31 protein-coding genes and 1 tRNA gene are annotated in these 24,899 nt (G+C 54.9%); 22 read left to right on the forward strand and 10 right to left on the reverse strand.

Annotated features, from left to right (window positions below; all coding sequences use genetic code 11):
• Positions 1-59: 59 nt before the first annotated feature.
• Complete coding sequence (cheR, locus tag ATH90_RS21855) at positions 60-887, reverse strand: protein-glutamate O-methyltransferase CheR (RefSeq protein ID WP_034108391.1); 828 nt, start codon at positions 885-887, stop codon at positions 60-62.
• 43 nt (positions 888-930) lie between these two features.
• On the reverse strand, positions 931-1,863 hold the full coding sequence (locus tag ATH90_RS21860) for a chemotaxis protein CheV (protein ID WP_034108393.1): 933 nt from the start codon (positions 1,861-1,863) through the stop codon (positions 931-933).
• Positions 1,864-1,945: 82 nt separating this feature from the next.
• Here ATH90_RS21860 and flgA point away from each other — a divergent pair, with 82 nt between their 5' ends.
• From flgA to ATH90_RS21880, 4 genes are all read left to right on the forward strand, one after another.
• Positions 1,946-2,710 carry a flagellar basal body P-ring formation chaperone FlgA gene (gene flgA / locus ATH90_RS21865; RefSeq protein WP_034108395.1) on the forward strand — a complete coding sequence of 255 codons (765 nt, stop codon included), beginning with the start codon at positions 1,946-1,948 and terminating at the stop codon, positions 2,708-2,710.
• Positions 2,711-2,851: 141 nt separating this feature from the next.
• Positions 2,852-3,175 carry a flagellar biosynthesis anti-sigma factor FlgM gene (gene flgM / locus ATH90_RS21870; RefSeq protein WP_038846372.1) on the forward strand — a complete coding sequence of 108 codons (324 nt, stop codon included), beginning with the start codon at positions 2,852-2,854 and terminating at the stop codon, positions 3,173-3,175.
• A gap of 48 nt (positions 3,176-3,223) precedes the next feature.
• The gene (locus tag ATH90_RS21875; RefSeq protein WP_034108399.1) at positions 3,224-3,694 is read left to right on the forward strand and encodes a flagella synthesis protein FlgN; all 471 of its coding nucleotides are present in this window, start codon (positions 3,224-3,226) and stop codon (positions 3,692-3,694) included.
• 96 nt (positions 3,695-3,790) lie between these two features.
• Positions 3,791-4,540: a flagellar brake protein gene (locus tag ATH90_RS21880; RefSeq protein ID WP_034108400.1), complete on the forward strand. Its 750-nt coding sequence runs from the start codon at positions 3,791-3,793 to the stop codon at positions 4,538-4,540.
• A gap of 60 nt (positions 4,541-4,600) precedes the next feature.
• Here the strand turns inward: ATH90_RS21880 and ATH90_RS21885 are convergent, their stop codons facing one another.
• Positions 4,601-5,986 (reverse strand): MFS transporter, encoded by a 1,386-nt coding sequence (locus ATH90_RS21885; protein ID WP_034108401.1) that lies wholly within the window; start codon positions 5,984-5,986, stop codon positions 4,601-4,603.
• Positions 5,987-6,426: 440 nt separating this feature from the next.
• Between ATH90_RS21885 and ATH90_RS21890 the strand changes: the two genes are divergently transcribed.
• Positions 6,427-7,617 carry a site-specific integrase gene (locus tag ATH90_RS21890; protein WP_098467244.1) on the forward strand — a complete coding sequence of 397 codons (1,191 nt, stop codon included), beginning with the start codon at positions 6,427-6,429 and terminating at the stop codon, positions 7,615-7,617.
• Here ATH90_RS21890 and ATH90_RS21895 read toward each other — a convergent pair.
• Positions 7,614-8,084: a hypothetical protein gene (locus ATH90_RS21895; RefSeq protein ID WP_017138395.1), complete on the reverse strand. Its 471-nt coding sequence runs from the start codon at positions 8,082-8,084 to the stop codon at positions 7,614-7,616. The two genes, ATH90_RS21890 and ATH90_RS21895, sit on opposite strands and share 4 nt — an antisense overlap.
• A gap of 186 nt (positions 8,085-8,270) precedes the next feature.
• Here ATH90_RS21895 and ATH90_RS21900 point away from each other — a divergent pair, with 186 nt between their 5' ends.
• The 3 genes from ATH90_RS21900 to ATH90_RS21910 all read left to right on the forward strand — a co-directional run bounded on the left by ATH90_RS21900 (position 8,271) and on the right by ATH90_RS21910 (position 9,745).
• Entirely contained in the window at positions 8,271-8,474 is a 204-nt protein-coding gene (locus ATH90_RS21900; RefSeq protein WP_017138396.1) for a helix-turn-helix domain-containing protein, read from the forward strand.
• A gap of 118 nt (positions 8,475-8,592) precedes the next feature.
• Positions 8,593-8,829 carry a helix-turn-helix domain-containing protein gene (locus ATH90_RS21905; RefSeq protein WP_026067396.1) on the forward strand — a complete coding sequence of 79 codons (237 nt, stop codon included), beginning with the start codon at positions 8,593-8,595 and terminating at the stop codon, positions 8,827-8,829.
• 64 nt (positions 8,830-8,893) lie between these two features.
• On the forward strand, positions 8,894-9,745 hold the full coding sequence (locus ATH90_RS21910; protein WP_244906001.1) for a hypothetical protein: 852 nt from the start codon (positions 8,894-8,896) through the stop codon (positions 9,743-9,745).
• A gap of 104 nt (positions 9,746-9,849) precedes the next feature.
• On the opposite strand, the gene ATH90_RS29665 is transcribed toward ATH90_RS21910, so the two are convergent.
• Both ATH90_RS29665 and ATH90_RS21920 read right to left on the reverse strand, forming a co-directional pair.
• Positions 9,850-10,215 (reverse strand): hypothetical protein, encoded by a 366-nt coding sequence (locus ATH90_RS29665; protein ID WP_244906002.1) that lies wholly within the window; start codon positions 10,213-10,215, stop codon positions 9,850-9,852.
• 145 nt (positions 10,216-10,360) lie between these two features.
• A complete protein-coding gene (locus ATH90_RS21920; RefSeq protein ID WP_098467245.1) occupies positions 10,361-10,591 on the reverse strand; it encodes a hypothetical protein in 231 nt (76 codons plus the stop codon).
• Positions 10,592-10,920: 329 nt separating this feature from the next.
• Between ATH90_RS21920 and ATH90_RS21925 the strand changes: the two genes are divergently transcribed.
• Positions 10,921-12,678 (forward strand): 5'-methylthioadenosine/S-adenosylhomocysteine nucleosidase family protein, encoded by a 1,758-nt coding sequence (locus tag ATH90_RS21925; protein WP_098467246.1) that lies wholly within the window; start codon positions 10,921-10,923, stop codon positions 12,676-12,678.
• A gap of 271 nt (positions 12,679-12,949) precedes the next feature.
• Here ATH90_RS21925 and ATH90_RS21930 read toward each other — a convergent pair whose 3' ends face one another.
• Complete coding sequence (locus ATH90_RS21930; RefSeq protein WP_098467247.1) at positions 12,950-13,669, reverse strand: hypothetical protein; 720 nt, start codon at positions 13,667-13,669, stop codon at positions 12,950-12,952.
• An 819-nt stretch (positions 13,670-14,488) separates the two neighbouring features.
• On the opposite strand from ATH90_RS21930, the gene ATH90_RS21935 reads away from it, so the two are divergent.
• The 8 genes from ATH90_RS21935 (at position 14,489) to ATH90_RS21970 (ending at position 19,386) form a co-directional block, all read left to right on the forward strand.
• Positions 14,489-15,409 (forward strand): hypothetical protein, encoded by a 921-nt coding sequence (locus tag ATH90_RS21935; RefSeq protein ID WP_092359521.1) that lies wholly within the window; start codon positions 14,489-14,491, stop codon positions 15,407-15,409.
• A 583-nt stretch (positions 15,410-15,992) separates the two neighbouring features.
• Positions 15,993-16,409 (forward strand): DUF5681 domain-containing protein, encoded by a 417-nt coding sequence (locus tag ATH90_RS21940; protein ID WP_017529439.1) that lies wholly within the window; start codon positions 15,993-15,995, stop codon positions 16,407-16,409.
• Positions 16,406-16,837 (forward strand): hypothetical protein, encoded by a 432-nt coding sequence (locus ATH90_RS21945; RefSeq protein WP_098467248.1) that lies wholly within the window; start codon positions 16,406-16,408, stop codon positions 16,835-16,837. Before ATH90_RS21940 ends, ATH90_RS21945 begins: the two co-directional genes overlap by 4 nt.
• Complete coding sequence (locus ATH90_RS21950) at positions 16,824-17,042, forward strand: hypothetical protein (protein ID WP_098467249.1); 219 nt, start codon at positions 16,824-16,826, stop codon at positions 17,040-17,042. The genes ATH90_RS21945 and ATH90_RS21950 overlap by 14 nt, the downstream gene beginning before the upstream one ends.
• The gene (locus ATH90_RS21955) at positions 17,039-17,872 is read left to right on the forward strand and encodes a hypothetical protein (RefSeq protein WP_098467250.1); all 834 of its coding nucleotides are present in this window, start codon (positions 17,039-17,041) and stop codon (positions 17,870-17,872) included. Before ATH90_RS21950 ends, ATH90_RS21955 begins: the two co-directional genes overlap by 4 nt.
• A gap of 69 nt (positions 17,873-17,941) precedes the next feature.
• Positions 17,942-18,286: a hypothetical protein gene (locus tag ATH90_RS21960; protein ID WP_098467251.1), complete on the forward strand. Its 345-nt coding sequence runs from the start codon at positions 17,942-17,944 to the stop codon at positions 18,284-18,286.
• An 8-nt stretch (positions 18,287-18,294) separates the two neighbouring features.
• Positions 18,295-18,891 (forward strand): tail assembly protein, encoded by a 597-nt coding sequence (locus tag ATH90_RS21965; protein ID WP_098467252.1) that lies wholly within the window; start codon positions 18,295-18,297, stop codon positions 18,889-18,891.
• Between the two features lie 63 nt (positions 18,892-18,954).
• Positions 18,955-19,386, forward strand: a complete 432-nt coding sequence (locus tag ATH90_RS21970; RefSeq protein ID WP_141537513.1) for a trypco2 family protein — start codon at positions 18,955-18,957, stop codon at positions 19,384-19,386.
• 70 nt (positions 19,387-19,456) lie between these two features.
• Here ATH90_RS21970 and ATH90_RS21975 read toward each other — a convergent pair whose 3' ends face one another.
• Complete coding sequence (locus tag ATH90_RS21975) at positions 19,457-20,017, reverse strand: DUF4145 domain-containing protein (protein ID WP_244906003.1); 561 nt, start codon at positions 20,015-20,017, stop codon at positions 19,457-19,459.
• 261 nt (positions 20,018-20,278) lie between these two features.
• Here ATH90_RS21975 and ATH90_RS21980 point away from each other — a divergent pair, with 261 nt between their 5' ends.
• Together ATH90_RS21980 and ATH90_RS21985 are read left to right on the forward strand one after the other, a co-directional pair.
• Complete coding sequence (locus ATH90_RS21980) at positions 20,279-20,914, forward strand: recombinase family protein (protein WP_098467255.1); 636 nt, start codon at positions 20,279-20,281, stop codon at positions 20,912-20,914.
• A gap of 24 nt (positions 20,915-20,938) precedes the next feature.
• Positions 20,939-21,448, forward strand: coding sequence for a hypothetical protein (locus ATH90_RS21985; RefSeq protein WP_098467256.1), 510 nt, complete (start codon positions 20,939-20,941; stop codon positions 21,446-21,448).
• A 124-nt stretch (positions 21,449-21,572) separates the two neighbouring features.
• Here the strand turns inward: ATH90_RS21985 and ATH90_RS21990 are convergent.
• Positions 21,573-21,649: transfer RNA gene (locus tag ATH90_RS21990), tRNA-Arg, on the reverse strand.
• A gap of 324 nt (positions 21,650-21,973) precedes the next feature.
• Here ATH90_RS21990 and ATH90_RS21995 point away from each other — a divergent pair.
• From ATH90_RS21995 to ATH90_RS22005, 3 genes are all read left to right on the forward strand, one after another.
• Entirely contained in the window at positions 21,974-22,201 is a 228-nt protein-coding gene (locus tag ATH90_RS21995) for a hypothetical protein (RefSeq protein ID WP_034108403.1), read from the forward strand.
• Positions 22,202-22,212: 11 nt separating this feature from the next.
• Positions 22,213-22,392 carry a PA3371 family protein gene (locus ATH90_RS22000; RefSeq protein WP_098467257.1) on the forward strand — a complete coding sequence of 60 codons (180 nt, stop codon included), beginning with the start codon at positions 22,213-22,215 and terminating at the stop codon, positions 22,390-22,392.
• A 390-nt stretch (positions 22,393-22,782) separates the two neighbouring features.
• On the forward strand, positions 22,783-23,109 hold the full coding sequence (locus ATH90_RS22005; protein ID WP_003175643.1) for an Arc family DNA-binding protein: 327 nt from the start codon (positions 22,783-22,785) through the stop codon (positions 23,107-23,109).
• Positions 23,110-23,279: 170 nt separating this feature from the next.
• Here the strand turns inward: ATH90_RS22005 and mgtE are convergent, their stop codons facing one another.
• Positions 23,280-24,722 carry a magnesium transporter gene (mgtE, locus tag ATH90_RS22010; protein ID WP_069078086.1) on the reverse strand — a complete coding sequence of 481 codons (1,443 nt, stop codon included), beginning with the start codon at positions 24,720-24,722 and terminating at the stop codon, positions 23,280-23,282.
• Positions 24,723-24,899 lie beyond the last annotated feature (177 nt).

Consider the following 24,899-nt stretch of genomic DNA (forward strand, 5'->3'; position numbering starts at 1 on the left):
CAGACTGACAGGAGGCATTCGCGAGCAAGCCCGCTCCCACATTGTTGACCGTGTAGGTTTTACTTGGCCTGGTAGATGATCCCCGGGCTGCACTGCACCATCTGGTAATGGTCCGGCAGGCCGTTCAGCGCTTCGGAAGCACCCAGGAACAGATAGCCACCGCGCTTGAGCGTGCCGTGGATGCGCAACAGGATGTCTTTCTTCACTTCGGCCGAGAAGTAGATCAGCACGTTGCGGCAGAACACCATGTCGAACTTGCCCAGGCTGGCGTAGCTGTCGAGCAGGTTGAACGAGCGGAATTCCACGCGGTTCTTGATCGGCGCCTTGACCGCCCAACGCCCCGCCCCTTTCGGGTCGAAGTAGCGTTGCAGGCGTTCCTGGGACAAACCACGGCCCAGGGCCAGGCTGTCGTACTCGCCGGTCTTGCAGTTGGTCAGCATGGTGCCAGACAGGTCGGTGGCCACGATTTGCGCCCCAGCCTTCAACTGGCCCATGTTGGTCCGCTCGAACTCATCGATGGACATCGAGATCGAGTACGGCTCCTGCCCCGAAGAGCAGGCGGCCGACCAGATGCGCAGGCGCTGGCCCGGGCTGGCCTTGATGGCTTCCGGCAGCACTTTGTTCTTGAGCACTTCAAAGGGGTAGGTGTCGCGAAACCACAGGGTTTCGTTGGTGGTCATGGCATCGACCACCATCTCCTTGAGCCCGCTGCGCGGCTGTCCCTGCATACGCTGGACCAGCTCGCCCAACGACTTGATGCCCTGCTGCTCCATCAGTTTGTTGAGACGGCTGGATACCAGGTACTGCTTGTTTTCACCGAGCAATATGCCACAGGCTTTTTCCAGGAAGACCCGGAACTGTTCGAAATCCAAATTACCCGTAGACAATGATACCGCCTCTTAAATCGTGTGACCGCCAGGGGAAATGCCCCTAGCCGTGATCTGCTGCCTTGATCCGGTCGACTACCCGGGATGCGAGGTCATCAGGACGGAATTTGGCCAGGAAGTCATCGGCACCGACCTTCTTGACCATCGCCTGATTGAATACACCCGACAACGAAGTATGCAGGATGATATGCAACTTTTGCATGCGTGGGTCGTTGCGAATCTCGGCCGTGAGGGTGTAGCCATCCATTTCCGGCATCTCGATGTCGGAGATCATCATCAAGAATTCTTCTTCCGGCTTCTTGCCCTCGTCCACCAGTTTGCGCAGGTAGTCCAACGCCTGGCGACCATCGTTGAGGGCCACGACTTCCACGCCAACGGTTTGCAGGCAACGGGTCACCTGCTTACGCGCCACCGAGGAGTCATCGACCGTCAATACCCGCAGGGAAATCGCCTTGTGCGCGGTCTCGGCGTCCACCACACCCACGGAAATCGATTCCGAGGTCGGCGCCACTTCGGCGAGGATCTTCTCCACGTCGATGATTTCCACCAACTGGTTATCGACCCGCGTCACTGCCGTGAGGTAGTGATCGCGACCGGTGCCCTTGGGCGGCGGATGGATCTCTTCCCAGTTCATATTGACGATGCGCTCCACCGAGCGCACCAGGAAACCCTGGGTCTTGGTGTTGTACTCGGTAATGATGACGAACGGGTTCTCGCGGTCCTGCAAACCCGCCGAACCGGTGGCCAGGGCCAGGTCAAGAATCGGGATCGTCGCGCCACGGATGTTGGCTACGCCACACACCACCGGACTGGACTTGGGCATGATCGTCAGCTTGGGGCATTGCAGCACTTCCCGCACCTTGAACACGTTGATGCCATATAGCTGCTTGCCATCCAGGCGAAAAAGCAACAACTCCAGGCGATTCTGCCCTACCAGCTGTGTGCGCTGGTTTACTGAATCCATTACTCCTGCCATGCCCAGACTCCTACGCTAAAACCTTTGAGGGTGCGACGCGCACCCAACACTAAACGGCACGAGCTTTGCTATTTATTGATTTATGGATATTAAAACGACAGTTTCCCGACGCCTTCACCTGACCCGGTTGTGCAGATTGCTCTGCGCACCGCTGGCGCTGCTTGCCTTCGGCCTGGGCGCCACGGCCCGTGCAGACAACGTCACCTTGCCTGATCTACTTATCGGCGTCACCCAAGGCTTTCTTGAGTTCACTGTAGAAGATTATCTGGCAACCACCCAGACGCCGGGGCGTTATGAAATCCAGGTCAACCAGTTGGACCCGCGCCTGCGCATGCCGATGTGCGACAAGGAATTGACAGCCACCCTGGAAAGCCCCGCCCAGCCCATCGGCCGCGTGACGGTCAAGGTACGCTGTGATGGCGCCTCGCCCTGGACGGTGTTCGTGCCGGCCCAGGTCAAGCTGTTCCGCGATGTGGTGGTGGTTGCCCGCCCGCTCAAACGCACCGGCATCATCGGTTTCGAAGACGTTGTGCTGCGCGAGCGAGACATCAGCATGATCAGTCAAGGCTACCTGACCTCCCTCGATCAGGCCGTCGGGCAAAAATTGACCCGACCAGTGGTCACTGACCAGGTCATCACGCTGATACATCTGGAGCAGGCGGAGGTGATCCGCAAGGGCGATCAGGTGGTCATTTCCGCCAGCAGCGGTGCGCTGCAGGTCAAAATGCCCGGGGAAGCCTTGTCCAATGGCGGCATGAGCGAACAGATACGGGTAAAGAATCTCAACTCCAACCGGGTGATCAAGGCGCGGGTCACCGCACCGGGTCAAGTGGAGGTGGCTTTATAGACCACTGGTATCAGGCGCCAGCTTTTCCTACACTGTCGGTTGGATGCCGGCCTGTGCAGTTTATTGTCAATCGAGCCTAAAGTTTGTCCGGGTATGGCCGAAAACATGGCAAGCGTCCAAATACCCAGAGGTTTTTTTATCATGGTCATCGATTTCAGTCGTTTGAATAACACCCCGACAACGTCGGCGCCTACGCGTGCTACCGGCACCAAGGACAGCGTAGAAGCCAAGGCCCAGCCACTGCCCGCCAAGGCGGAACAGGCCAGTGCCAGCCAGAGCGGGGAATCCGTACACCTGAGCAATGAGGCTCAACAGTTGCAGAAGGTCACTGACTCGCTGCGCGATCAACCGGTGGTCAATAAAGCCCGTGTGGCCGAGTTGAAACAGGCAATCGCCGATGGCAGCTATAAAGTCGACAGCAACCGTGTAGCCAGCAAGCTGCTTAATTTCGAAGCCGAGCGCTAGGCAAAGGCCTGCGCCGGGCTTTTGGACGCTTAAACCCCAAGGCCAGCCATGCATCACGACGAAAATCTGCTTCAACTGATCATCGATGATCTCGCGCCGACCCAGCAGCTCCTTGAGCTGCTCAGGGAAGAATCCCTGGCCCTCTATGGTCGGGACATGCCTCTGCTGGAAGAAATCCTTGCACGCAAGCAGTCGCTTATTGTCCTGCTGGAACAGCACGGCAAAAAACGCAGCCAGATCCTCGTGAGCCTGGGCCTGCCCGCCGACCATGATGGGTTGGCACAGCTGGCCAGCCATTCCTCGGTCGGCGATCAACTACTGGCCCAGAGCAAAGTACTCAATCAATTGCTCACCCAGTGCCAGGAAGCCAACCTGCTCAACGGTCAGTCGATCCAGCTTCAGCAAGCTACGACCGCCAACCAGTTGCGTATACTTCACGGCGGAGAGCCTCCAGCGCTTTACAACGCTCAGGGTTCCACCTCGCGCCTGGTCAAGCCAAGCACCCGCAGCCAGGCCTGACGCCGGTTTGCAGCGCGACCTATCCAAGGCGCGCCACATACTGGCAGAATGCCTGCTCTTGCGTGTAGTCGTATTTTGTCTGGAGATGGAAGAACCGTGTTCAACGCCCTTAATGCGGAAGATGCCCCGCAGCCACCCAAGGTCCTCACCACCCCTCTGGAAATCGCCAGCACCTTGCGGATGCTGCAAGAAAGCCATGACCCGCTGATCATCACCTTCCACGAACGCAGCCAGCGCTTCCAGAGCTACCTGGTGGATGTCAACCGGGACGGCGGCACACTGGCCCTGGATGAAATGATCCCTCGCGATGGCGAACGCCACCTCGAAAATGGCGAACCTTTCCGCATCGAAGGTTTCCACGACGGTGTGCGCGTTGCGTGGGAAAGCAACGGCAGCCTGAGCATCAGCGAAAAGGACGGCCACCGCATCTACACCGGCAGCCTGCCCGACGAAGTGGTCTACCACCAGCGTCGCAACGCATTCCGCGCTGCGTTGAAGCTGGCGCAGTTGGTCAATATCGAATTGGGTGGCGAGAAGCTCAAGGCCCCGATCAGCGGCAAGCTGCTGGATATTTCCGCTACCGGCTGCAAATTGCGCTTTGAAGGGGATATTTCCGAGCGCCTGCAACTGGGCCAGGTCTACGACCGCTTTATCGCCGCGCTGCCATTCGGCAGCATGACCACCTCGGTCGAACTGCGCTACCTGCACTTCGAAGAGAAGATCAACACCACCTTTGCCGGCGTGCGCTTCCATAACATGAGTGGCCTGGTGCAGCGCCAGGTCGAACGCTTTGTGTACCAATTGCAGCGCGAAGCGCGACGCTTCGACAAAGACGACGATTTTTAAACCTCGAGATCGCGGCAAAAAAAACGGGCAGATCCTGATGGGATCTGCCCGCTTTTGCATTCAGGGGCGCGCCCTGCTCAAGTCGTGAGGATGCTCGTCCGGCCCCACAGGTTCAGGCGGCCCCTCGAAGGGCGGCTCCTCCTCGGGCGGGCTCGGATCCGTTTCCGGCTCCGGTTCAGGGACGGCGGTTTGCATTTGTTCCTGCACGACCTGTTCATCCACACGCGGGTCCAGCGCGGCCACCAGCGGCGAACTGGACATGCTGTCGGGCATCGCAACGTGGTGCAGCGGTGCATCGTCCACCTGATGCAGGTTAGTCACCGCTTTCGGCCGGATACGCCATACCAGGATCAATGCACACAGGCTGAAGAACGCATACAGCATGTGACTGCCGAACATCTTCATGACCACACCAGCCAGCAAAGGCCCGATACTCGCGCCGACACCGTAGGTCACCAGCAGCATGGCCGTGAGTGACACGCGGCGATCACCTTCGACATGGTCGTTGGAGAATGCGACCGCCAGCGGATAAAGGCAGAACTGCACCAGGGAGCATACGAAGCCCGCCACGAACAGCACCTCCAGCGGCACCTTGCTCAGGATCGCCAACGGCAACGCCGCCACCGCCAGGCAAAGGGCAAAGCAACGGATCAGCAGCGCGCGATCATAGCGGTCCGACAGCCAGCCCAGCGGCCACTGCACCAACAGGCCAGCGAAGATACAGCTACCCATGAACAGACCGACCTGTTCGGTCGTCAGGCCCTGCTGAGAAGCATAGAGCGGCGCCAGGCCGTAGAACGAGCCCACGATCAACCCTGCGCCAAGCACCGTACTCAACGACTGCGGCACGCGCTTTATGAAGAAGCGCGGCTCCATCGGCGCCGGGTGCAGGGGCGCCGGGTGAATACGGCGGGTCATGGCCACTGGCACCAGGCACAGCGCAAAACACAGTGCGACCAACATCAGCAATTCAAGGCCGAGCTGAGGGTGCATGACCAGGATCAGTTGGCCGAGGACCAGGCCCAGGTAAGAGGCAATCATGTAGCCGCTGAATACCACGCCGCGCTGCTTGGCGTCGGCCTGCTCATTGAGCCAGCTTTCAATGACCATGTACTGGCACATCATCCCCAGGCCCACGATCACCCGCAGCACGATCCAGGCCGGCAGCCAATCGATCAGACCATGGCCCAGTACGGCCGCACCGACAATGCCGGCGCAAGTGGCATAGGCACGGATATGCCCGACCCGAGCGATCAGGCGGTGCCCGATCTTGCCACCCAGCACCAGGCCAAAATAGTTGGCCGCCATCAGCGCACCCACCCACAGGCTGTCGACATGGTCGGCCGCCAGGCGCAAGGCCAGGTAAGTACTGAGCAGGCCGGAGCCGATCAGCATCATCAAGGAGGCGAAATAAAGGGCTCGAAAAGATTTCCAGATTTGGCGCATCGGCGTTCCGAGCGGCTCCTTGCAGTGAGAGACAGGGCTATCAGCATGATAGTCCGGGGTAACCGGGTCCGGACAGGCGGCAGGCTCTGATTCCGGGGATTATTTTGCTTAACAGCTCAGACGCTGCCTGGCCGCTCAGAAGGTACACAACTGGCGATAAATACATCGCGCACCTGCTGTGAACCCTGAACACCGGCAAGGTTCGACCGGTGTTTGAAGAGCGCGCACAAAAAAGCCCTGCCAGAAGGGTCTGTGCAGGGCTTTGGATCTGGTGTCCCAGGGCCGGTTCGAACGGCCAACCTTCCCCTTAGGAGGGTCAATCTAGACCCAACAGGGACAGCCACAAGCCCAGGATTACTGGGCCTTTTAGTCCCATTGAGTCCGTAAACATCGAGCGGTATAGTGCATTTTGCTGCCACCCTGCTGTCACGGTCGAACCCTTGAAAACCAAAATCACTCAGAAGCTAATTGGCAGCCTAGCCGCCGAGGCGAAAGCATACCGCGTGCATGACACCGTGCAACCCGGTTTCTTCATTCGCGTACTGCCCAGCGGTCAGGGCCGAAACAAGAACGCCACCCTCGGGCGTGTCGGCGTGCTTACTCTTGACCAAGCCCGAACCGAGGCCGCCCAGTACTTAGCCGATGCACACGCCCACGGCGAGCCCCTGGCCATCGCACAGGGTCGCAAAGGGTCAGGCCTGCCCTCGCTGCGCGACTTCATCGACGACACCTATATGCCCTGGTTCAAGGCTCACCACAAAGGCCACGAGAAGACGCAGCACACCCTCAGTAATAACTTCGACCCAATCATGGCCCAGCGCCTGGACGCGATCACCGGACGAGACCTGGAGCAGATCCGCACCGGATGGATGCAGGCCGGCAACAAGGCTTCGACGGTGAATCGAAAAATGGGCTCGATCAGCGGAGTATTCAGCCGGGCGCTCGAGTGGGATTACATCGATGAGCATCCCCTGGCCAAGCTGAAACAGCTTAAAGTCGATTCAAAGGGGGTGATTCGCTATCTGGCTGCTGACGAGACCAAGCGTCTACGCGATGCCCTGGACGCTCGACAGGATGAAATGAGGGCCGAGCGCGAGAGTGCAAACACCTGGCGGACGGACCGTCAGAGAGAGCCGATGCCAAGCCTGCTGGAACTGCCTTTCACCGATCACCTGAAGCCGATGGTGTTGGTATCGTTAAATACCGGCATGAGGCGCGGAGAGTTGTTCGACCTGAAATGGTCAGCGGTGAACTTCGACACGAAGACAATCACAGTCGCAGGGGCCACCACCAAGACAAGCGATACGCGCCACATCCCGATGAACAAGGAGACTATTGGCGTGCTGGAAGCCTGGAAGAAGCAGGTGAGCAAGTCGCCGTATGTCTTCCCAGGTCAGGGCGGCGGTCGCTTTGAGGACGTCAAAAGCGCCTGGCTCAAGTTGCTTGAACGGGCGCAAATTGACGGATTCCGCTGGCACGATATGCGTCACGACTTCGCTTCACGCCTTGTAATGGCCGGCGTACCGCTCAACACGGTACGGGATCTGCTGGGGCACGCCGATATCAAAATGACGCTGCGCTACGCGCACCTTGCGCCGGGGACAAAAGCCGCTGCAGTGGAGTTGATCTAGAAAGGGATTGGTTCAAAAAACTGTTTCACGTAGCTGCTAGTTTTGTTCTCTTCCACGTGTTGCATAAGTTCTTCCCAGTTCTCGCGAAGAAGTGGCACGTTCAGTTTATGCGGATAAAGGGCCGATCCTTCCTTTACACCCCAGAAATATCGAGAAACCTTGATCGTCTCCCAAATTCTGAGCTCGTCGTACGTCAAAGCTTGAGGCATCCGCTCAGCGAGGTTGACTAGCCGATTAATCTCGTCCGTGGACCAAATCTGATCTATCTCGCTTGATAGGTTTGTGTGCTGGTCAAGATATTCTCTTTCTAAGGTATTGAGGATCGCCCACTCAATCACCGCAGTCAGAGAGCGCTTTTGCAGGCGCCCCATAATATCGAGCGCGAACTTGATTTTCGGGTCAATCCGAATCCCAACGCTCACAGTAGTGCTCGTTTCGCCCGCGCGTTTGCTCGTCTTAGTAGCCATACCCTTCCATCTGCTCTGATGAGGTCAGCCTTACTGACCTGACGTCCACAGCTTGCGTGACACGCAAACCGCTGTCAATCCGTGCGAGTACGAGTCTGTTTAGCATTTGCTTGCACTTATAGATTTATGCGTTGTAACCTAGCAACAGCTGACACCAGCTTGGGGTCGGAATTTAGGGAGACAACCATGGAACAAGCTCAGCAACAAATGGCACCGCTGTCGGTGGGCGTCGAAGAATCTGCCCGTATTCTGGGTATCTCGCGCTCGGCCACCTACGAGCTGATCGCTCAAGGCGAAATCAAGACTTTCAAAATCGGCCGCCGACGCCTGGCACTGGCATCCGAACTGAAGGCTTTTATCGAGCGCGCAGCGAAGGTTGGCGCACGGTGAAGAGCGAAACGAATAAGGAGACGGGATTGCGCATGGTTGCGCGAGAGATTGCCAAGGCGGTGTTCGAGCACCGCCTTAGCGAAAACACACTGGATAGCACCAACGTGAAGGGCAAACTATGACACGTCATTCTTCAACTGAGCAAGACCGCAAGATGATGGAGGCCCTGCGAAACGGGCCGGTATCAACCATCGAAGCCGCCAAAGACCTGGATATCGTCCAGCCACCCAACACCATCCGCCGTCTCAGGAAGAAGGGTCATGAGATCCGCACCTATTGGACGCACCAGTCCACCGAGCCAGGCCGGCCACCTCACCGCGTAGCCAAGTACATCCTGATGCGCGAAGCGTCGTAATCCAGAGCTCGTAGAGGTCTCCGCAGTTTTGCGGCGACCTCTTGCGCCTGTCTGTGAGATGCCGATGGGTTTCGGCCCGCTGGTAATCCAGCCGAATTACGCTGAGGTCGATTCAGTGGAATGCCTAGCCACAAAACTACTTAGCCGCGGTGACGCGGTGAGCATTGAGTGTGGGCAGCTCGTCATTCAACCGGCGAGCGGCAAGCCCGTACCGCCTGATTGGATCAACACCAACCGTGCCAGGCTTTGCCGTAAAGCGCTTATCTCATTAGGCCTGGATGCTTTCGAGTACACGGATTATTCAACTGGGCACTATGGCAAAACCCGGAGCGCCGGTATCACGCTGAGGTTCGTCTCGCTAGTAAATGGGCAGTCTGTATACGCCGTTTTCAATGCAGACCTGACCCGTCAGCGGAACACGGCCGCAGCTAAGGCTGGCGCGCTGCTTCCCAAGGGACAATTCCGCATCGGCAAGCGCAGCCACTTCTACAAGTTCTGGATGGGGACCGGCCTGCCTTTTCCTCGGCGGCTGGCGGCTATGCACGATTACATGGGGAAACTGCGTAGCGTCATGCTGACCGGATTGCTGACTGACGACCGAATTAACGCCGGCAGTCTTGCGCCTATCAGTCTGAGTACCGAGCAATTCAGAAAGGCAATTTTGCCGGACAACTTCCGGACAATATCCGGACAACTGCCGGACAACTTCCGGACAAGAGCCCCGGACAAGGAAAACGCTCCAGCCCATGCAGTGCGCGGGTTACAGCCGATTCCAACTACGTGCGTTTCAAACCACGAAAACAAGTTAATAAGAAAGGACGAATATAAGACAGCTTCCATAACTGATTTACCTATCCCTAAGCCTCCTCAGGATCAGAGTGTTGATGAGTGGTTGGAGGCATATAGCTCGACCTGATGCAGATTGCTAAGAATTCACCCATCACCCACCAATGAAAAAGGGCACCACCCTGTGACGGGGTAGTGCCCTTGATGCTGCAAAGGTGTAGTTGTTTACCAGCCCTACTCCAACATCACCGCGCGGTATTGCTGATCGCCGCCCAGGTCATCCGAGCCGAATAGAGCCTGATTGACGGCCTCCCTGCTCTCTAGCAGCAGGTCATGCTCATCATGAGTGCCAATGTCCGCCGCAACCCACTCAGGGAGCTCCCTACGCCGCCGCATCTCGCTCAGGTGCGTCCACCACCGGGTAGCGTAACGCCGCTCTGCGAGAATGAGCTCAACCACTAAGGTTCGTTGCTTCTCGGTGAAGAGGGGCAGGTGTAAGGCGCTAGAGTCGCCCGCCTCAGTGGCGACCGAGCCCTCGCCTACAAATTCGGACTTATCTTGGCCTTTCAGGGCGTTACTGATATTTTGGTAAAGTCGCATGACGTGTCTCTCAAGGTTGCGTCGTGTGATCGCCAGGCCGCTGTTCGCGCAGCGGCTTGGCACCTCTTCTCAGATGGCCCAGTTCGGGACCATCGACCTGATCGGCTAATTTCTCAGCCGATCAATCGGCGAAATATTCCGCCGGTTACTGTTTACCCTTCTCGCTGATCCAGCCTGCCGCCCAGCTCAAGGGGTCTTTCGACTCCATCGGTTCTAGTGGCTGCCCTGCCCGTGCTGCCCTGATCCCCTCCTTTGCCGTCTCTTCGTGAATCCAGACCGTTGTACGTTTGTAGCCTGCTGCCTTTTGCCGTTCTGCGAAGTCCCGTTGCCGATCCGCACCGGTCCGCTTGCAGGCGGCGATATTCGTATCTTCCATGCCCCCCTCCTGTTAGTGCTGACAGGGAAAGATAATGCCATGCCGTCAGCACTAACGCAACAAAAGCAGTGAAAAATAACTAGAGGCTGGCAGATACACCGTTTTTTGCTCAAATCTGCCTCACAGATCCGGAACTGAGCCCCCAACTTTGCTGATGGGAGAGCTGGGTGAAATACTTTATGATTTCGTGATCAGGTCGAAAAAAGTGACCAGGCCCGGCTAGTGCTTTCACACTGAAGTTCTAAGCAGGCCGATACAAAAAAACGCAGATTCGAGTAAAAAATAATTTTTTACACTAGTAACAGGCAAACGTAATCGATAACATCCAAATGTTTTCTTTGTCATTGGGGGGGCGCAATGGGCGCTATGGCGTTTTACGTTATCGGCTGGTTCGAACCCAGCCTCCCCGGCCTATGGCGATAATCCAAACGCGTTGGAAGGTTCTGATCGATCTTCCAGACGAGAGCCTGTCGTCACTGCCAACTATATTTAATGCTGATACTGGTAAGTCGTTCATTCGTACTTTAGGCGGTAGAACCGAATTTGCATTCAACCCTCAAACCTTGCATTGCACGAATCGATTTTACGATCTACTCCGTATTTCTTGCAAAAAATACGGATTCGAGGGGAACAAATTTCCAGTTAAAAATATTGAATCTGGAATTAGTTTCAACTTTAGATTCCGTCTTTACGGCAAAAAATTACTGGCAATGGAAATTGAGCGACAAGCACTGCCAATTGATGCAAACACAGACACATTAAAACTTAGCATACTCAGTAATGACAAATCGCTAAAGCGTATAGTTCTGTCCATCATAGGGCTCATCAAGAGCCCCCAAAAGAAAAGTTTCAAGCCTGCCGCGGAATGGCCAAAAACCTATATCTGCAATTGCATTATCGGGGCATATAATGAACTGCCTAGTACGCGCCATTTAGTCCAGCTTCTCACGAGGCATAGAAACCCCTCTGCAATGACTGTGGAGTATGTGACGAATAAGAATAGCCCACTACAAAGTGACGACTCAAAACTATTAATTGATCGTCAAGGTATCCTCGCGTTTATTCCTGACGAATTGAAATTTGATCAAACTGTCACACGCAGATTCTTGGCAGCAAGCAACACCCTCGAACTGATCGCCTGCACTGAGAGAATGATTGAGAAAAAGACATTATCAACCTTAGCCAGCTCATCAATCGCAGATCTGTCACTCTACTTCAAAAAACCTGAAAAAAGATTTTTACATAGTATGTCATCTAAACTAATTTGGCAGCAAACAGCTGTTGAATTCGACCTATCGCCTACACAATGGATTGAAGTGGAAGAAGAAATGCAAACAAGGGAAACAGCTGATCGTGCTGATCGCACAATCCTTATAGTCACTGCTCTTGAATCAGAGGCAGCTCCGTTTTACGCGCGCATGCTAAACCCAACGCCTGTATCATATGGCGACTTCATCGTAACCCGCGGACTATACGAAACCTCAAGTGGCACCCTTAATATTTACTTGTTCTCAGTCGGTGTTGGCAACACAAAATCCGCAATTAACACCTCAAGACTTTTAGACCTACTGCGACCAAATCTAACGATATTTAGTGGTATCGCAGGGGGCCGCAAAGAGGCGAAAATAGGAAGTGTAGTTGTGGCAAGCCTTGTATACAACTACGAATCAGGAAAAGAAACTGAATTCAATCTATTACCGCGCCCTCGCATATTTGGACTTTCTCAAAAAGCAGAGTCCTTGGCGACTGCTTTTCTAACTCGAGATAGGGGTATAGCAAAACCTTATGAAACGTTCTTTAAACCAATTGCGTGCGGAGAAAAACTAGTAGGAAGTACCGCTGGTAGATCAGCAATGACCATTTCTACAACCTATGCTGATGCATTGGCAATTGAAATGGAAGGCTTTGGGTTTTTAGCTGCTATGAGTGATACCGGTATTCCTGGAATACTAATTCGCGGGATATCAGACCTACTGGACAACAAAGAACAACAAGAAGACCACCCGCTCGCTATAAATAACGCAGCTGATCTCGCATTTAGGCTGATTGATTTTTTTGACCAAATTAACCCCGCAAGTCAAAATTAAAATCAAAGCAATCCCAAAGTCATGCTAAGGGTCAGAATATTAGTTCTGACCTTTATTGAATTAGAACGTTAAACGTGGATATCTCGAAGCATGATCATGGTAGTCGCACTCTAATCTGAGTACGGTAGATGCTTAAACGAGAAATGGGCGGAACTAGGCTAACCTAGCTATACAAGCAGTTTTGAGTGTTCCTCCTCGTTCAAACACTTCGATAGCGCCCTAGTGTAAAAGGCACAACGTGTGACGATTTGGCCTCACTGATCGGCTTGAATCATGCGTTTGTGGATAAAATCCAAGGGGGAGTATCCATTCCAATAAATCGAAGGCTGCCGTCACTATTTTCTAACCAAGTGGCATTGCGCCCCTCCACTGGCATCACCTCCTCCAACGAGTAGCCTAAAAAAAATATTAGCATTTCAGCCATATCTTCAGCGTCCCAAATTCCAAAAACTGGTGTCGATGACATCCCCGCCATTGGAAGAACACTGAAGGTAACAAATTGAGAATATTCCCCGACCAATACTTTAGGCGTTCGATTAAAAACTCTCGCCTTCATAAATAGGTTTGCTCCGAGCTCTCCAAATTGAACTGGATGTAAAGGGTGCCCCTGGTATCGCGAAAAAAAATCTGTTCCTGCAAAAGTCTGAGCCCCCATATCAAAGGCGGCAAGAATCCCCACCTTTCCCAATCTCAAATATAAAGTGCAATTAGCAACATCATCCTTATAATCAAACCGCATATCGGGATTTTCTGGCTCCTGAACATCAAAAACAAATAATGAAGCCGGAATATCACTTTCCATCATTGAGAATATCATCGGCACGCGGCATGACTGCAGAATCAAATGAAGCAACTGAAATTGCTCCATATCTTCTGCATTCACAATATTTCCGGCACCTGGCTGCCTACGATCGAAGGAAAGAAACAACTCCCGGTAAAGTAGCCCGTAGAAAATCTTCAATACCCACACGAGAAGACGCTCACGATCCATAGAGACTAGCTCAGCCGCCCCGTTGACAAATCGCTCTTGAACCTCTCGCTCTATACTCGACAAGCATCCATTGTTACAAGACTGACAGCAAGGAATCACTAACTGTCGATACGCCAACTTAGTACCGTTTAGCAACGTAATGGGCTTATCCCAGAGCCCAAAATGATGCAATAACCATTTCGGGAAAACGTGTTCTCTGGTGCTCTGATTATTTACTACCTCACAACCACACAAGAAGCAGGTAGTTTCTGAGAAGTCGTGATCTCGAATTGCTTTATAGAGGGATGGGGTAGGCACTTTCTACTCCTTGATATTTGACTTCGTGGATCGGCGGCGACTCGCATAGTAAAGCGCCACCGTACTCTATCCGACCTTATTTATCTGACACTGGGCCACGATAGGTGAATACAAAAGTCCTCCTCCTCCATCCAAAATCCTGCGCTTCACCTCCCAATTGAGATATGGGGAAGTGTGACGCTTTAGTCTCACTGAGACGATTTGGTCTCACTGAGCGTAGTGGAAACATCACAGAATGTGGAAAACAACAGGCGGTGGAGTGGTCGACATCACCATACCTTTGCCGCAAGAACCGAGATGGCGCCCTCTCCCTTTCCCTTCGAGACAGACCAAATGAGCCGACTCGGATCGTTTCGTCTGTTGACGACCGGCGCACGCAAGAGATGCCATTGAGCTCAAGACGAGGAGAGCGACTCCCCCATCGCTGCCTCCTTAAACCAAAGTAGCAATCATCACTTTCTAGCTTGATTTGCCACAAAGGGTGTGGCTATTTGCAATCATACCCACATGGATGAATGACCAATGGCGAACAAACGGAAGATTGCTTATGCACACCACCTGCCAGGGTGGAAATTTGAGGGCGGCAACCGAGAAGTCTTGAAAGCAAGCAGACGTGTGGCACCGGATGAATATGAAGAGGAAATGAGAGGCGCCTTGTATTGCCCCGGATGCTTCACCAACGTCGAGCGCACCCCCAAAGAAAAAGACTTGTTTACGAACCAGCGTGACCCTTTTTATCGCCACCTGAGGCGGTGGAGCCACGTAGCCTGCGTACTTAGAGCGAAGAAGCCCGTAGGCAAGCGTTACGACACATGGGAGGAAGCGAGGCGGGCCGTCGAACACGAGCACCTGGCGGTCGTTAAGGAGTTCTTGCAAGAGAAACCGGAGATCGATTTGGTTCCGGGCGAAGAGTACGACGAAACCCCTGTCGAAGATGTAGACGGACCGCTATCTGAAGTCCCAATAGGCCGGCATCAGGGCGAATCGTTTGAGCTCCCCAGCAAAATCAGCACAGTAGCGGGCATATGCCGAAGCTTTGAGAAGAACAAAGACAAGTACTTTGTTTTGCCCGGTGCAATACATGCGGTCAAGCTCGCAGAGCTGCTCACAGAAATATCCGACGTCGATTACAGTATTTTGGATCGCCCTCAATCCCCTCGTCTTTATTACGGGAAGATCCTCTCCAGTCACAATGCAGGTAGCTCCGATCACTCAATACGAATGACCAGGCTGATTTGCAATCCTGCAGTGAAAGACTTTTATTTGAAGCTTCCCAACGGCTTTTGCCGAGATAAGGGGATTACCAACGATTCTAAAGGCCGCATAGTGATGTTTTTCGGAACAATCACGAGTAGCGGCATTGGTCTAGCAACGACAGGCCTCGTATGGGGTGAAATTGCGTTGGTGCCCAAAAAGTACAACGAACTACTCATGCCTGAGTAAACCCAGCTAGCGCAGCCTGACAGCAGGCCGGAACAGGCACACGACACGGTGATCCACCACTGGTGGAAGATGCGTCCAAAGCTGGACGCATCAAATCCGCGCCACGTTTTCAAATCTCGCAAAACGTAGCGCGGGAACCTGACATACCAAAACGGTAGGTCAGCCCTCCCCGCCCCACCCTCAATCTGAGGCCGGACTGAGCTGAAATCCCAGCCCTGTATCACTTTGCCTATCCTCGACTTACTGCAACAAAAACACCCTCTCCAATCCCGCCAAAACCAACTATTTCAGTCCCGTTTAATCCGGTTATGTGTATCACCTAGAGTGCACCTAAAAAGCACTGGATAAATGATCAGATCATGCCTAATGTGAGTTTTTGAGCCACTCAAAACCCATTCGAGGCAGCACCCATGAACACAGCTAAGCCCGCCCGAGGACGCCAGCACAAACCAACTCGATCCGAAGTTGCCGCCGCCTGGGGCCGCCTTCGCGAAGCCGCAGCAGACGGAAGCGTTCAAGCATCCGCCCTGCTGATAGCGCTCGCCGAAAACAAACCGGTCATCGCTATGGAATCGCCCGCCGCATGACTGACCGCGATAAAGCCGGCAAATGGAAGCCCGGACAGTCGGGTAACCCCGGCGGCCGCTCCGGCCAGACGCAAGAGCTGCGCGCCCGACTCGCAGAAGGTGCAGACGCCGTGACAAAGAAGGTTCTGACAGCGGCCAAGAAAGGCGATATGCAGGCTTGCCGTCTGATCCTTGAACGCCTGGTACCGCCAATCAAGCCAACTGCCGAGACAGTGTGCTTCGACCTGGACGACACCGACCTGCCCAGCGCAGCCAAATCAATCCTTCGCGCAGTTGCCGCCGGCGAGCTACCGCCCGACCAGGGCAAGGCATTGATCGAGGGGCTAGGCGCTGTTGCCCGAGTCATCGAGGTTGCCGAGCTACAGAAGGCCGTCGAAGAACTCCGCGAACAGATGGAGGGAATGCGGCAATGAGCATTAAGTGGATGCGGGCCGAGCTCAAGCGAATTGCAGAGAAGATCGGCACCGAAGACGAAGAGACAGTGCTCGTTATGTTGACGGTGGTGGACTGCAGGGTTGACGCGGTTGAGGGGGAGATGGATTACCCCGAGACAGTGGGCCATTCGTTCAACTATCCCGTCCAGGGCGTACAGACGGTCATGCACTTCCCACTGCGCACCATGAACAGCTATGACGCGGCCAATCTGGCAGAGGCGTTCATTCTCCACGTCCGAGCAATCGAAAGCCTCCGCCGACCTGCTCCAGTAGGCGTGATGGATATGCGGCCATTCCCAAGTCCTGGAGCCTGGATCTTCCCGCCAAAGGCAGACGGGCAGGACATCAAAAAACACGTCGCAGAACAGTACCGACTGATCATCGAGGCCAGCCATGAACATTCGTAGCCAGGTTGCCAAGTTGCGTCAGCAATCCGGGCTCACTCAGTTCAATCGTGACGTGCGAGAGATCAGCGCCCTTATGGACGAGTTGCACGCAGCAGCAGCCGGCGGTGGCGCCCAGGAAAACGTTTCCCTACTCCAAATCCTGAGCGAATCCTCAGTCCAAAAACCGGCCACCCCACGGCCAGACAATCAAAAGGTAACTCCATGAAAATCGGCAAACGATCCGTCCTCAAAGTTGGCTTGGCCAACCTCCATTACTCCGAATACGAGCACTCCCAGGTAGAGGCGAGAACATTCAATATTCAGCGACCAGATGGCACCAAAGGCACCTGGCAGGCAGGTGGCTTGCTGAAGTCTGTCCGCCATTTGCAGGGATTGTCCCTGGAGGCGTTCAAGGACCTCGGAGAAGAAATCCTCTCGATTCGCGAGAACAAGGACCTCAACGCCGCAGCCATTGAGCGCAAGGGTAAGGAGCAGATTGATGGAATCATCCCCGCCCTGATGCCGGCGATGGAGAAGGCGGCAAAAGATATGCTCACGTTGGCACAAACGGTGGCCAGCGGCTTTGCAGCGGTCACGCCGCGCGCAAGCTCGGACGTTGTTGGTTTCCTGGCTGATCAGGAGCTGCGAGCCATCGTGCGAGGCCTCAAGCCGGAGGAGCGTCAACGGCTAGTAGCTGAAGCGCGCACAGGCAGTCACCCCGACGTCGTAGAGGCGGTGCTCAGGGCAAACCCAATGCTCTCCGGGCTATCGCCAGAGGCGGCTGACAGCCTTTCGCGCGCAGGTATTGCCGCGTCGCGTGCCGAAGACATCGAAGGGCTCAAGCAGATGCTAGCGATCTACGATGACGTGCTGGCCACAGCCTCCAATGCTGGTGTCGCACTGAGCGGTATGGTCGCCAATTCGAATGGGTACACCGGCCGGTTTGAGAAGTGGCGATCGGGCTGTGAGGGCTCCGAAGCACTTCGCGAATGGCTGGCGAAAATGCCCACTCGCACCACCGCAAAAGCGTCTCCTGATCAATCCGAAGCGGCCTAACTGCCCCTCCGTGCGCTACGCAAGTATTGGTAGCGCCGATCAGCCGGCTGATTCTTTGAGTAAGAAGACATGACGTTTCTAGAGCGCTTTACCGAGGCGTGCAAAACGCAGGAATTCAAACCCTACGAACTGATCCAGGGGCCGAATGCCGGCTACATAGTGTGGGAGGTGCAGCACGTCAGTGGTGGGCAGCAAGTGACCATCGACGGCCCCTTCTTCACCGAGGAAGAGGCCAGGGTTTCGGCCGACCTTCTGAGGGGTACATTCCGAGGCGCCCGGGCCAGCGATGCGATCTACAACCGGGTGTGGAACTACGACCCGTGCCAGGAGCAATTGACCATCGATCAGGCGCATATGTCGCGCGCAGTGCTCGCCATTCGCCTTGGGCTGCCCGCCCCATCCACCAAGCCATAGGAGGCCCCATGGCCGCTACAGTAATCGAATACGCCCCGCTCACCACCATCAAACTGTACGGGCAGCTACGGCAGTTCGGTAAGTCCTACCAGTTCTCCGTCCGCACGCCGGCTGAGGCCATCAAAGCACTGTCAGTGCAGATCCCAGGGTTTGAACGGTTTCTGTCTAACGCGAAGTCTCGCGGGCTCGTTTTCGCTGTCTTTCGAGGCAAGAAAAATATCAGTGAGGGTGAGCTTGGGTTTCAAGGCAAAGGCGACATCATCATCGCTCCGGTGATCGTTGGTAGTAAGCGCGCCGGCGTTTTGCAAACGGTAGTCGGTGCGCTTCTTATAGCGGCGTCATTCTTCACGTTTTGGGCGCCTCCAGTATCAGCCGGCCTATTTGCATCTGGAGTGGGTATGGTTGCCGGCGGTGTTATTCAAATGCTCAGCCCCCAGGCCGGCGGTCTCAAGACCAGCGCAGCGCCAGAGAACACGCCATCGTATGCATTTGGCGCAGCACGAAACACCACTGCTTCGGGCAACCCGGTTCCTCTGTGCTGCGGGTACCGGCGCTGGGGCGGGGCGATTATCAGCGCCGGAATTTATGCCGAGGATCAACTATAAAAACGGCCTCCCGGCGATACGTTTTATGCGATATCGTGAGTTTTTAAACCCGAGTGCAGAGCCATGAAAGGAATGATCAGCCTGGTAGACTTCATCAAGGAAGTTAAAAAAGAACTCCGCGCAGCAGTGGATAATGAAGACCCATTTTTTGAAATGGGAGAAGTCGAGCTAGAGGTCTCTTTCACCTTAGATGCATCCGCTAAAGCCGGAGTAAAGTTACTAGTTGCAGACATTGGCGGCCAAACGAAAGCAACTCAGATGCACAAGGTAAAGATAAAGCTCCATCCGTTCGTGGAGGTGGAGGCAGAACAGCTCCCATCCTCGATGCCTGAAATGCGAAAAGGTGCAGTGACCACAGTTACGACTACCAGGCGCGTGGCTATAAAAGGCCCGCACTCCACCCAAGCTGGCAGTGCTAAGGACAAGCAAAAACCCAAAGCAAGCAAGCCAGCTGCTAGCGTCTCGTCAACGAAGGCTGCCCCTAGGGCAGGTTGATAGAGTGTGTTGATCTATGCGAGAGGCCCACAGTTCTGAGCAGATACAATGCGAGCAGACCTGCTCACATCTACACCTTCGGCTTATCTCGTTTTTCAATCGCCAAGCGTGCCTTCTCCGGAAGGTTCGCGAATCGATCCTGCGTCCTGAGAGGCCGACTGATGCGCTCCTCGACGATGAAATTAATCATTTCAAACAGAACCGTCACGCTGTCATGGTCGTCCTCAAGATTGATTTCCAAGGGGTGGACAGCGTTATTTCCGGTTACTCGAATAACATCCAAAGCCTGCTGAATATGAGAATCCAGCCCCTGCGAGACCAAGAGTTTAATGTCGGTGTCGATATGATCACCGCTTCCCCCAAGGTGTCTCAAGAGCTTTTGTAGGCACAGCCGGAGTATTGCCGCCGCGCCGCGAGGAGACAGATCACAAATTGCACGGGCCTCTTCGAAGTCAAGCCTGCAGTCTTCCGGTAGCGCTTCATGCGCCTCTACCGCAGGGAGAGTTGGCGGGAAAATTAAAAAGCCGGGCCCAACCCTCCTTTCCGCCCATAAGCTGTCTTTTTTGCAGTGGCTGCACCTGCACACTAGAAAGGGGAAAGTGAGATGCCCGCCGTCCTGATACCCGCTCATAGACGACCACTCCATTGTTGCGATAGTCGAGCAATCGGGATGAAGGCAAGTAAACGCTTCAAGCTTGTAGCCAGGCGCAATAAATTTAGGAGCCAAAAGTTTTCTCTCTGAGTGATGGCAAGATGCTTGAGACTACACGTTTATTGGGTATGCCTATCCAGATACAGCCTTATTTTGCCATTTTCGGGCTTTCTGCTTGATAAGTAACACCCAAAGTGCAACAGTATTAGTAGAACGCCCTAACTGATACAGGCACACATCATGTTCATCCGCGCATATCTACGAGCATCCACCGAAGAGCAAGACGCCGGCCGCGCCCGCGCCTTGCTGGAGCAGTTCGCCAGCGACCATAACAAGGTCATCGCCAGCGTGTACTTGGAGAACGCCAGCGGCGCCACCGCCGACCGGCCGGAGCTGCTGCGCCTGCTGAAAGATGCGCGCAAGGGTGACGTGTTGCTGGTGGAGTCGATAGACCGTCTTTCCCGCCTCCCCGTGGAGGACTGGCAAAAGCTCAAGGCCGCTATCGACTCTAAGGGCCTGCGCATCGTCGCGCTCGACCTGCCGACTAGCCACCAGGGAATGCAGGACGCCAAGGGCGACGAGTTCACCGGGCGGATGCTGGGAGCCATCAACTCAATGCTGGTGGAAATGATGGCCGCGATCGCGCGCAAGGATTACGAGCAGCGCCGCGACCGCCAAGCCCAGGGCATCGAGAAGGCCAAGGCCGCCGGCAAGTACCAGGGGCGCCCAGTGGACGCCGATTTACATAAGCGTGTTACGGAACTGCTCGGCGCGGGCCTGGGAATTCGTGCGACGGCGAGGCACGCGAACTGTTCTACAACCACCGTGTTACGCATTAGGGATAAAACGGGTATATCACTACCTTCCGCACTGTGATGATTCGAATGAGGAGTTCCGGCAATGGATAATGACCGCTACAAAAGATGGGTTAACGCTTCGCACAAATTCGGGAGAATTGAACCGTTTTTCATGATTCTTATTCAAAACCTAGGACGCGTTGATAGCAGGCTTGTGTTTGAGGATTCAGTTTTTTTGAAGCTGACTGAAGAACAAATGGGGACGATTGAATGCGCTACTGCACTCACTGACAGAATGACACTGTCCTACTTGTGGGTGCTAGGGGGCTACGAATTCGTCAGAACGCTGGCTCAGCGATTGGCAGGGCAACCATTCAAAGACGAAGTGGTCGGTGTTAAACATGCATTCAACCGCCTGAGAATTCCTCTTGCAAAATTTGAGGCAGCATCACGCTCCCCGGATGATAGTCCAATCGCATATCCCGCGATCAATTCCCAGGACGGCATAGCCTGGCAGCTAGGCCGCGAAACGTTTATTACTCGACTAGAGCTCTCAAACCAGCTCTTGGATATGGTCGAGCGGTACGAAGAACAGCCTCAGACGCCTGAGTAATGCCCCAATAAAAAGCCCCGCTGGCCGATTGGCCCGCGGGGCTTATTGTTAGCCTTCTGCTGCCACCCTGCTGTCACAACATAAGTGAGCTGACAGCAAAGTGGCGCGAGAGGCCCTATTTATATGGTGTCCCAGGGCCGGTTCGAACGGCCAACCTTCCCCTTAGGAGGGGGATGCTCTATCCAATTGAGCTACTGGGACAAATGACAGCCGTCGAGCCAAAGGGGTGGCGACGGACGGCGTGCATGTTAACGGTCAGGGTGGATTTTGTCATGTCGTCCGTAGGCTTTTTGAATGTAGGCCAATCCGTATTCGATGGATTGCGGTTTGGCCCCGTAAACACAGGCACTTGCAGGCATCGTGCAAAATGCACTCCGCTAAAATGCCATCATTGCAAATTGCAACCTTTCGCCTCTTTCAAGTAGACTCAAGCCTTTGATTTTATTGAATTAATAGATTGGCACGGGACCTGCAATACTTCTCCCACACACCCAATAGCCACGGCGTTAAGCGGAGAACATAATCATGAACAGTGCCCTTCTGTTAGCCCTCAACACCGTCGCCTTGGCTGTATTGATCATGTTTCATTTTCAATCAACTGGCAGTAACGACCCTGCGCAGATCAGCCAGGCCGTACCGCATCACTTGCAACAACGCCCGCAACTGGCAGTGATGACCCCGAACGCCCAATCGCCGGTACGCCTGACCCAAGGCACCCAGGCCGCGCCCGCATCTGAACACTGGGTTTTCTGAGGACGTCGTTAATGAGTAAATTTGCCTGGCTGTTTTTGTGCCTGACCGCTGTTACAGGCCTTCTTGGCCTGAGTGCCGAGTCGCCAGACGGCCAAACCACTGCTTTCATCGCCAGCGGCGTGTTCGCCAGCCTCTTGCTGATCACCCTTATCGTGGGTCGTCGCATCAAATTCGACCCCGTCCTGCGTTAACGCCCTCGCTCCACCCTCCCCTACCTTATGTCGCCTCGTTCTCGCTAATCGGCAAATTGCCACTAGTCTTAAAGATACGGGCAAAAGGCCACTTTGCTATACGATATGCGGCCTCAAACCCTGTGGTGGCTTGGACTTACGGGAAGTTCCCTCGCGGACTCACGCGTTGAAAAGTTTTCCAACCAGTCCGCAAAAATGCAAATGAGTGCTGGCATAAAGCCTCTAGGCAGTTCAATATTTGTCACAGAATTGACGCCAAGGAACTGGCAAATCTGAGGCATGATGCGGCCTCTTTGCAATTCAGGTTGAACTTTGGTCGTGAGCCTTGTCTTAACACTCATCTTGCGGCCAATTCCAAAAACCGCTCCCCTGAACTAACCGGTTAAATATATGCGCCCATTGAAACAGGCAATTTATTCCAGCCGTACGGCTGACAAGTTCGTCGTACGTCTGCCAGACGGAATGCGGGAACGCATTGCCGAGGTGGCTCGCAATCATCACCGCAGCATGAACTCCGAAATCATCGCTCGCCTGGAACAAAGCCTCATTCAGGAAGGTGCGCTGGGCGACGAGTTGAGCATGCGCCTGGACAGCCCCGAGCTGTCGCTGCACGAACGCGAACTGCTGCAGCGTTTTCGTCAGCTCTCCCACCGCCAGCAAAATGCTCTCGTCTCGCTTATCGCGCACGACGTTGAGGCGGCCGCAGAAGCCAATTGATTTGCAACTGAAAGCCGAAGCCAGCCATGTGCTGGCTTTTTTTTGCCTGGAAATTGCGCTGAGGCCGGCTTGCTGGCGAGCCGAGCGGCGTACTCAGTCAGTATAAAGGCGAGGTGATGCGATCGCTGGCAGGCCAGCCCCTACAAGGGGAGCCGGCCTACCATGAGAGATCAAAGCAGGAAGATGGTTGCCAGGCCCAGGAAGATGAAGAAGCCACCGCTGTCGGTCATGGCCGTGATCATCACGCTGGCACCCATCGCAGGGTCACGGCCAAGGCGGGCCAAGGTCATGGGGATCAATACCCCCATCAGGGCAGCGAGCAGCAGGTTCAGCGTCATGGCGGCAGTCATCACCACACCAAGAGACCAACTGCCATACAGGAAGTAGGCCACCACGCCGATCACCCCGCCCCACACGAGACCATTTATCAGGCCTACCGCAAGCTCTTTGCGCAACAGACGCGACGAGTTGGCTGTACTGACCTGATCCAGCGCCATCGCACGTACGATCATTGTAATGGTCTGGTTGCCCGAGTTACCGCCGATACCGGCAACGATCGGCATCAATGCCGCCAGCGCCACCAGCTTCTCGATGGAGCCTTCGAACAGCCCAATGACGCGCGAGGCGATAAAAGCAGTAATCAGGTTAACGGCCAGCCAGGCCCAGCGGTTGTGCAGCGAACGCCAGACCGAGGCGAAAATATCTTCCTCTTCACGCAAACCCGCCATGTTGAGGACTTCGGTTTCACTCTCCTCACGGATCAGGTCGACGATTTCATCGATGGTCAGACGACCGATCAGCTTGCCGTTCTTGTCGACCACCGGCGCCGAGATCAAGTCATAACGCTCGAATGCCTGAGCCGCGTCGTAAGCATCTTCGTCGGGATGAAAGCTCACGGTGTCGCTGGCCATCAGGTCTGCAACTTTCTTTTCCGGATCATTCACCAACAGGCGCTTGATCGGCAGCACGCCCTTGAGAATACCTTCGTAATCGACCACGAACAGCTTGTCGGTATGCCCCGGCAGTTCTTTCAGCCGACGCAGATAGCGCAGCACCACTTCCAGGCTGACGTCTTCGCGGATGGTGACCATCTCGAAGTCCATCAGCGCGCCGACCTGATCCTCGTCGTAGGACAGCGCAGAGCGCACACGCTCGCGCTGCTGGGTATCCAGCGCTTCCATGAGCTCATGGACAACATCACGGGGCAGTTCGGGGGCCAGGTCAGCGAGCTCGTCGGCGTCCATCTCCTTGGCTGCGGCCAGGAGCTCGTGATCGTCCATGTCGGCGATCAGGGTTTCACGGACCGAGTCGGATACTTCGAGCAGGATATCGCCGTCGCGGTCGGCCTTGACCAACTGCCAGAGGGTCAGTCGATCATCCAGCGGCAGGGCTTCGAGAATATAGGCGACGTCGGCGGAGTGCAGGTCGTCGAGCTTGCGCTGCAGTTCGACGAGGTTTTGCCGGTGAACCAGGTTTTCGACCAGGTTGTTATTCGGACCATCCTGGCGGTGCGTAAGGTCTTCGACCACGCGTTGGCGCTGCAGCAGCTCGATGACTTGAGCCAGGCGATCCTGCAGGCTTTCTTGTGTTTTCTTTACTTCTACTTCGGTCATAGGCGAACTCCACTCCCAGCAGCGGGGCACGCCGGAAGGATCAATCAGTCAATTCATGATTGGTAAAACGGGGTACTGAGTAACTACTGGGTAAGTCCATGGAGGTATTCCACAAGCCCCGGCGGGGCTGACGGGCGCAATGATACACCGCCCGGCCACTTTTAACGTTAAAAAACT

It is taken from the genome of Pseudomonas lurida (assembly GCF_002563895.1).
GTDB lineage: Bacteria > Pseudomonadota > Gammaproteobacteria > Pseudomonadales > Pseudomonadaceae > Aquipseudomonas > Aquipseudomonas lurida.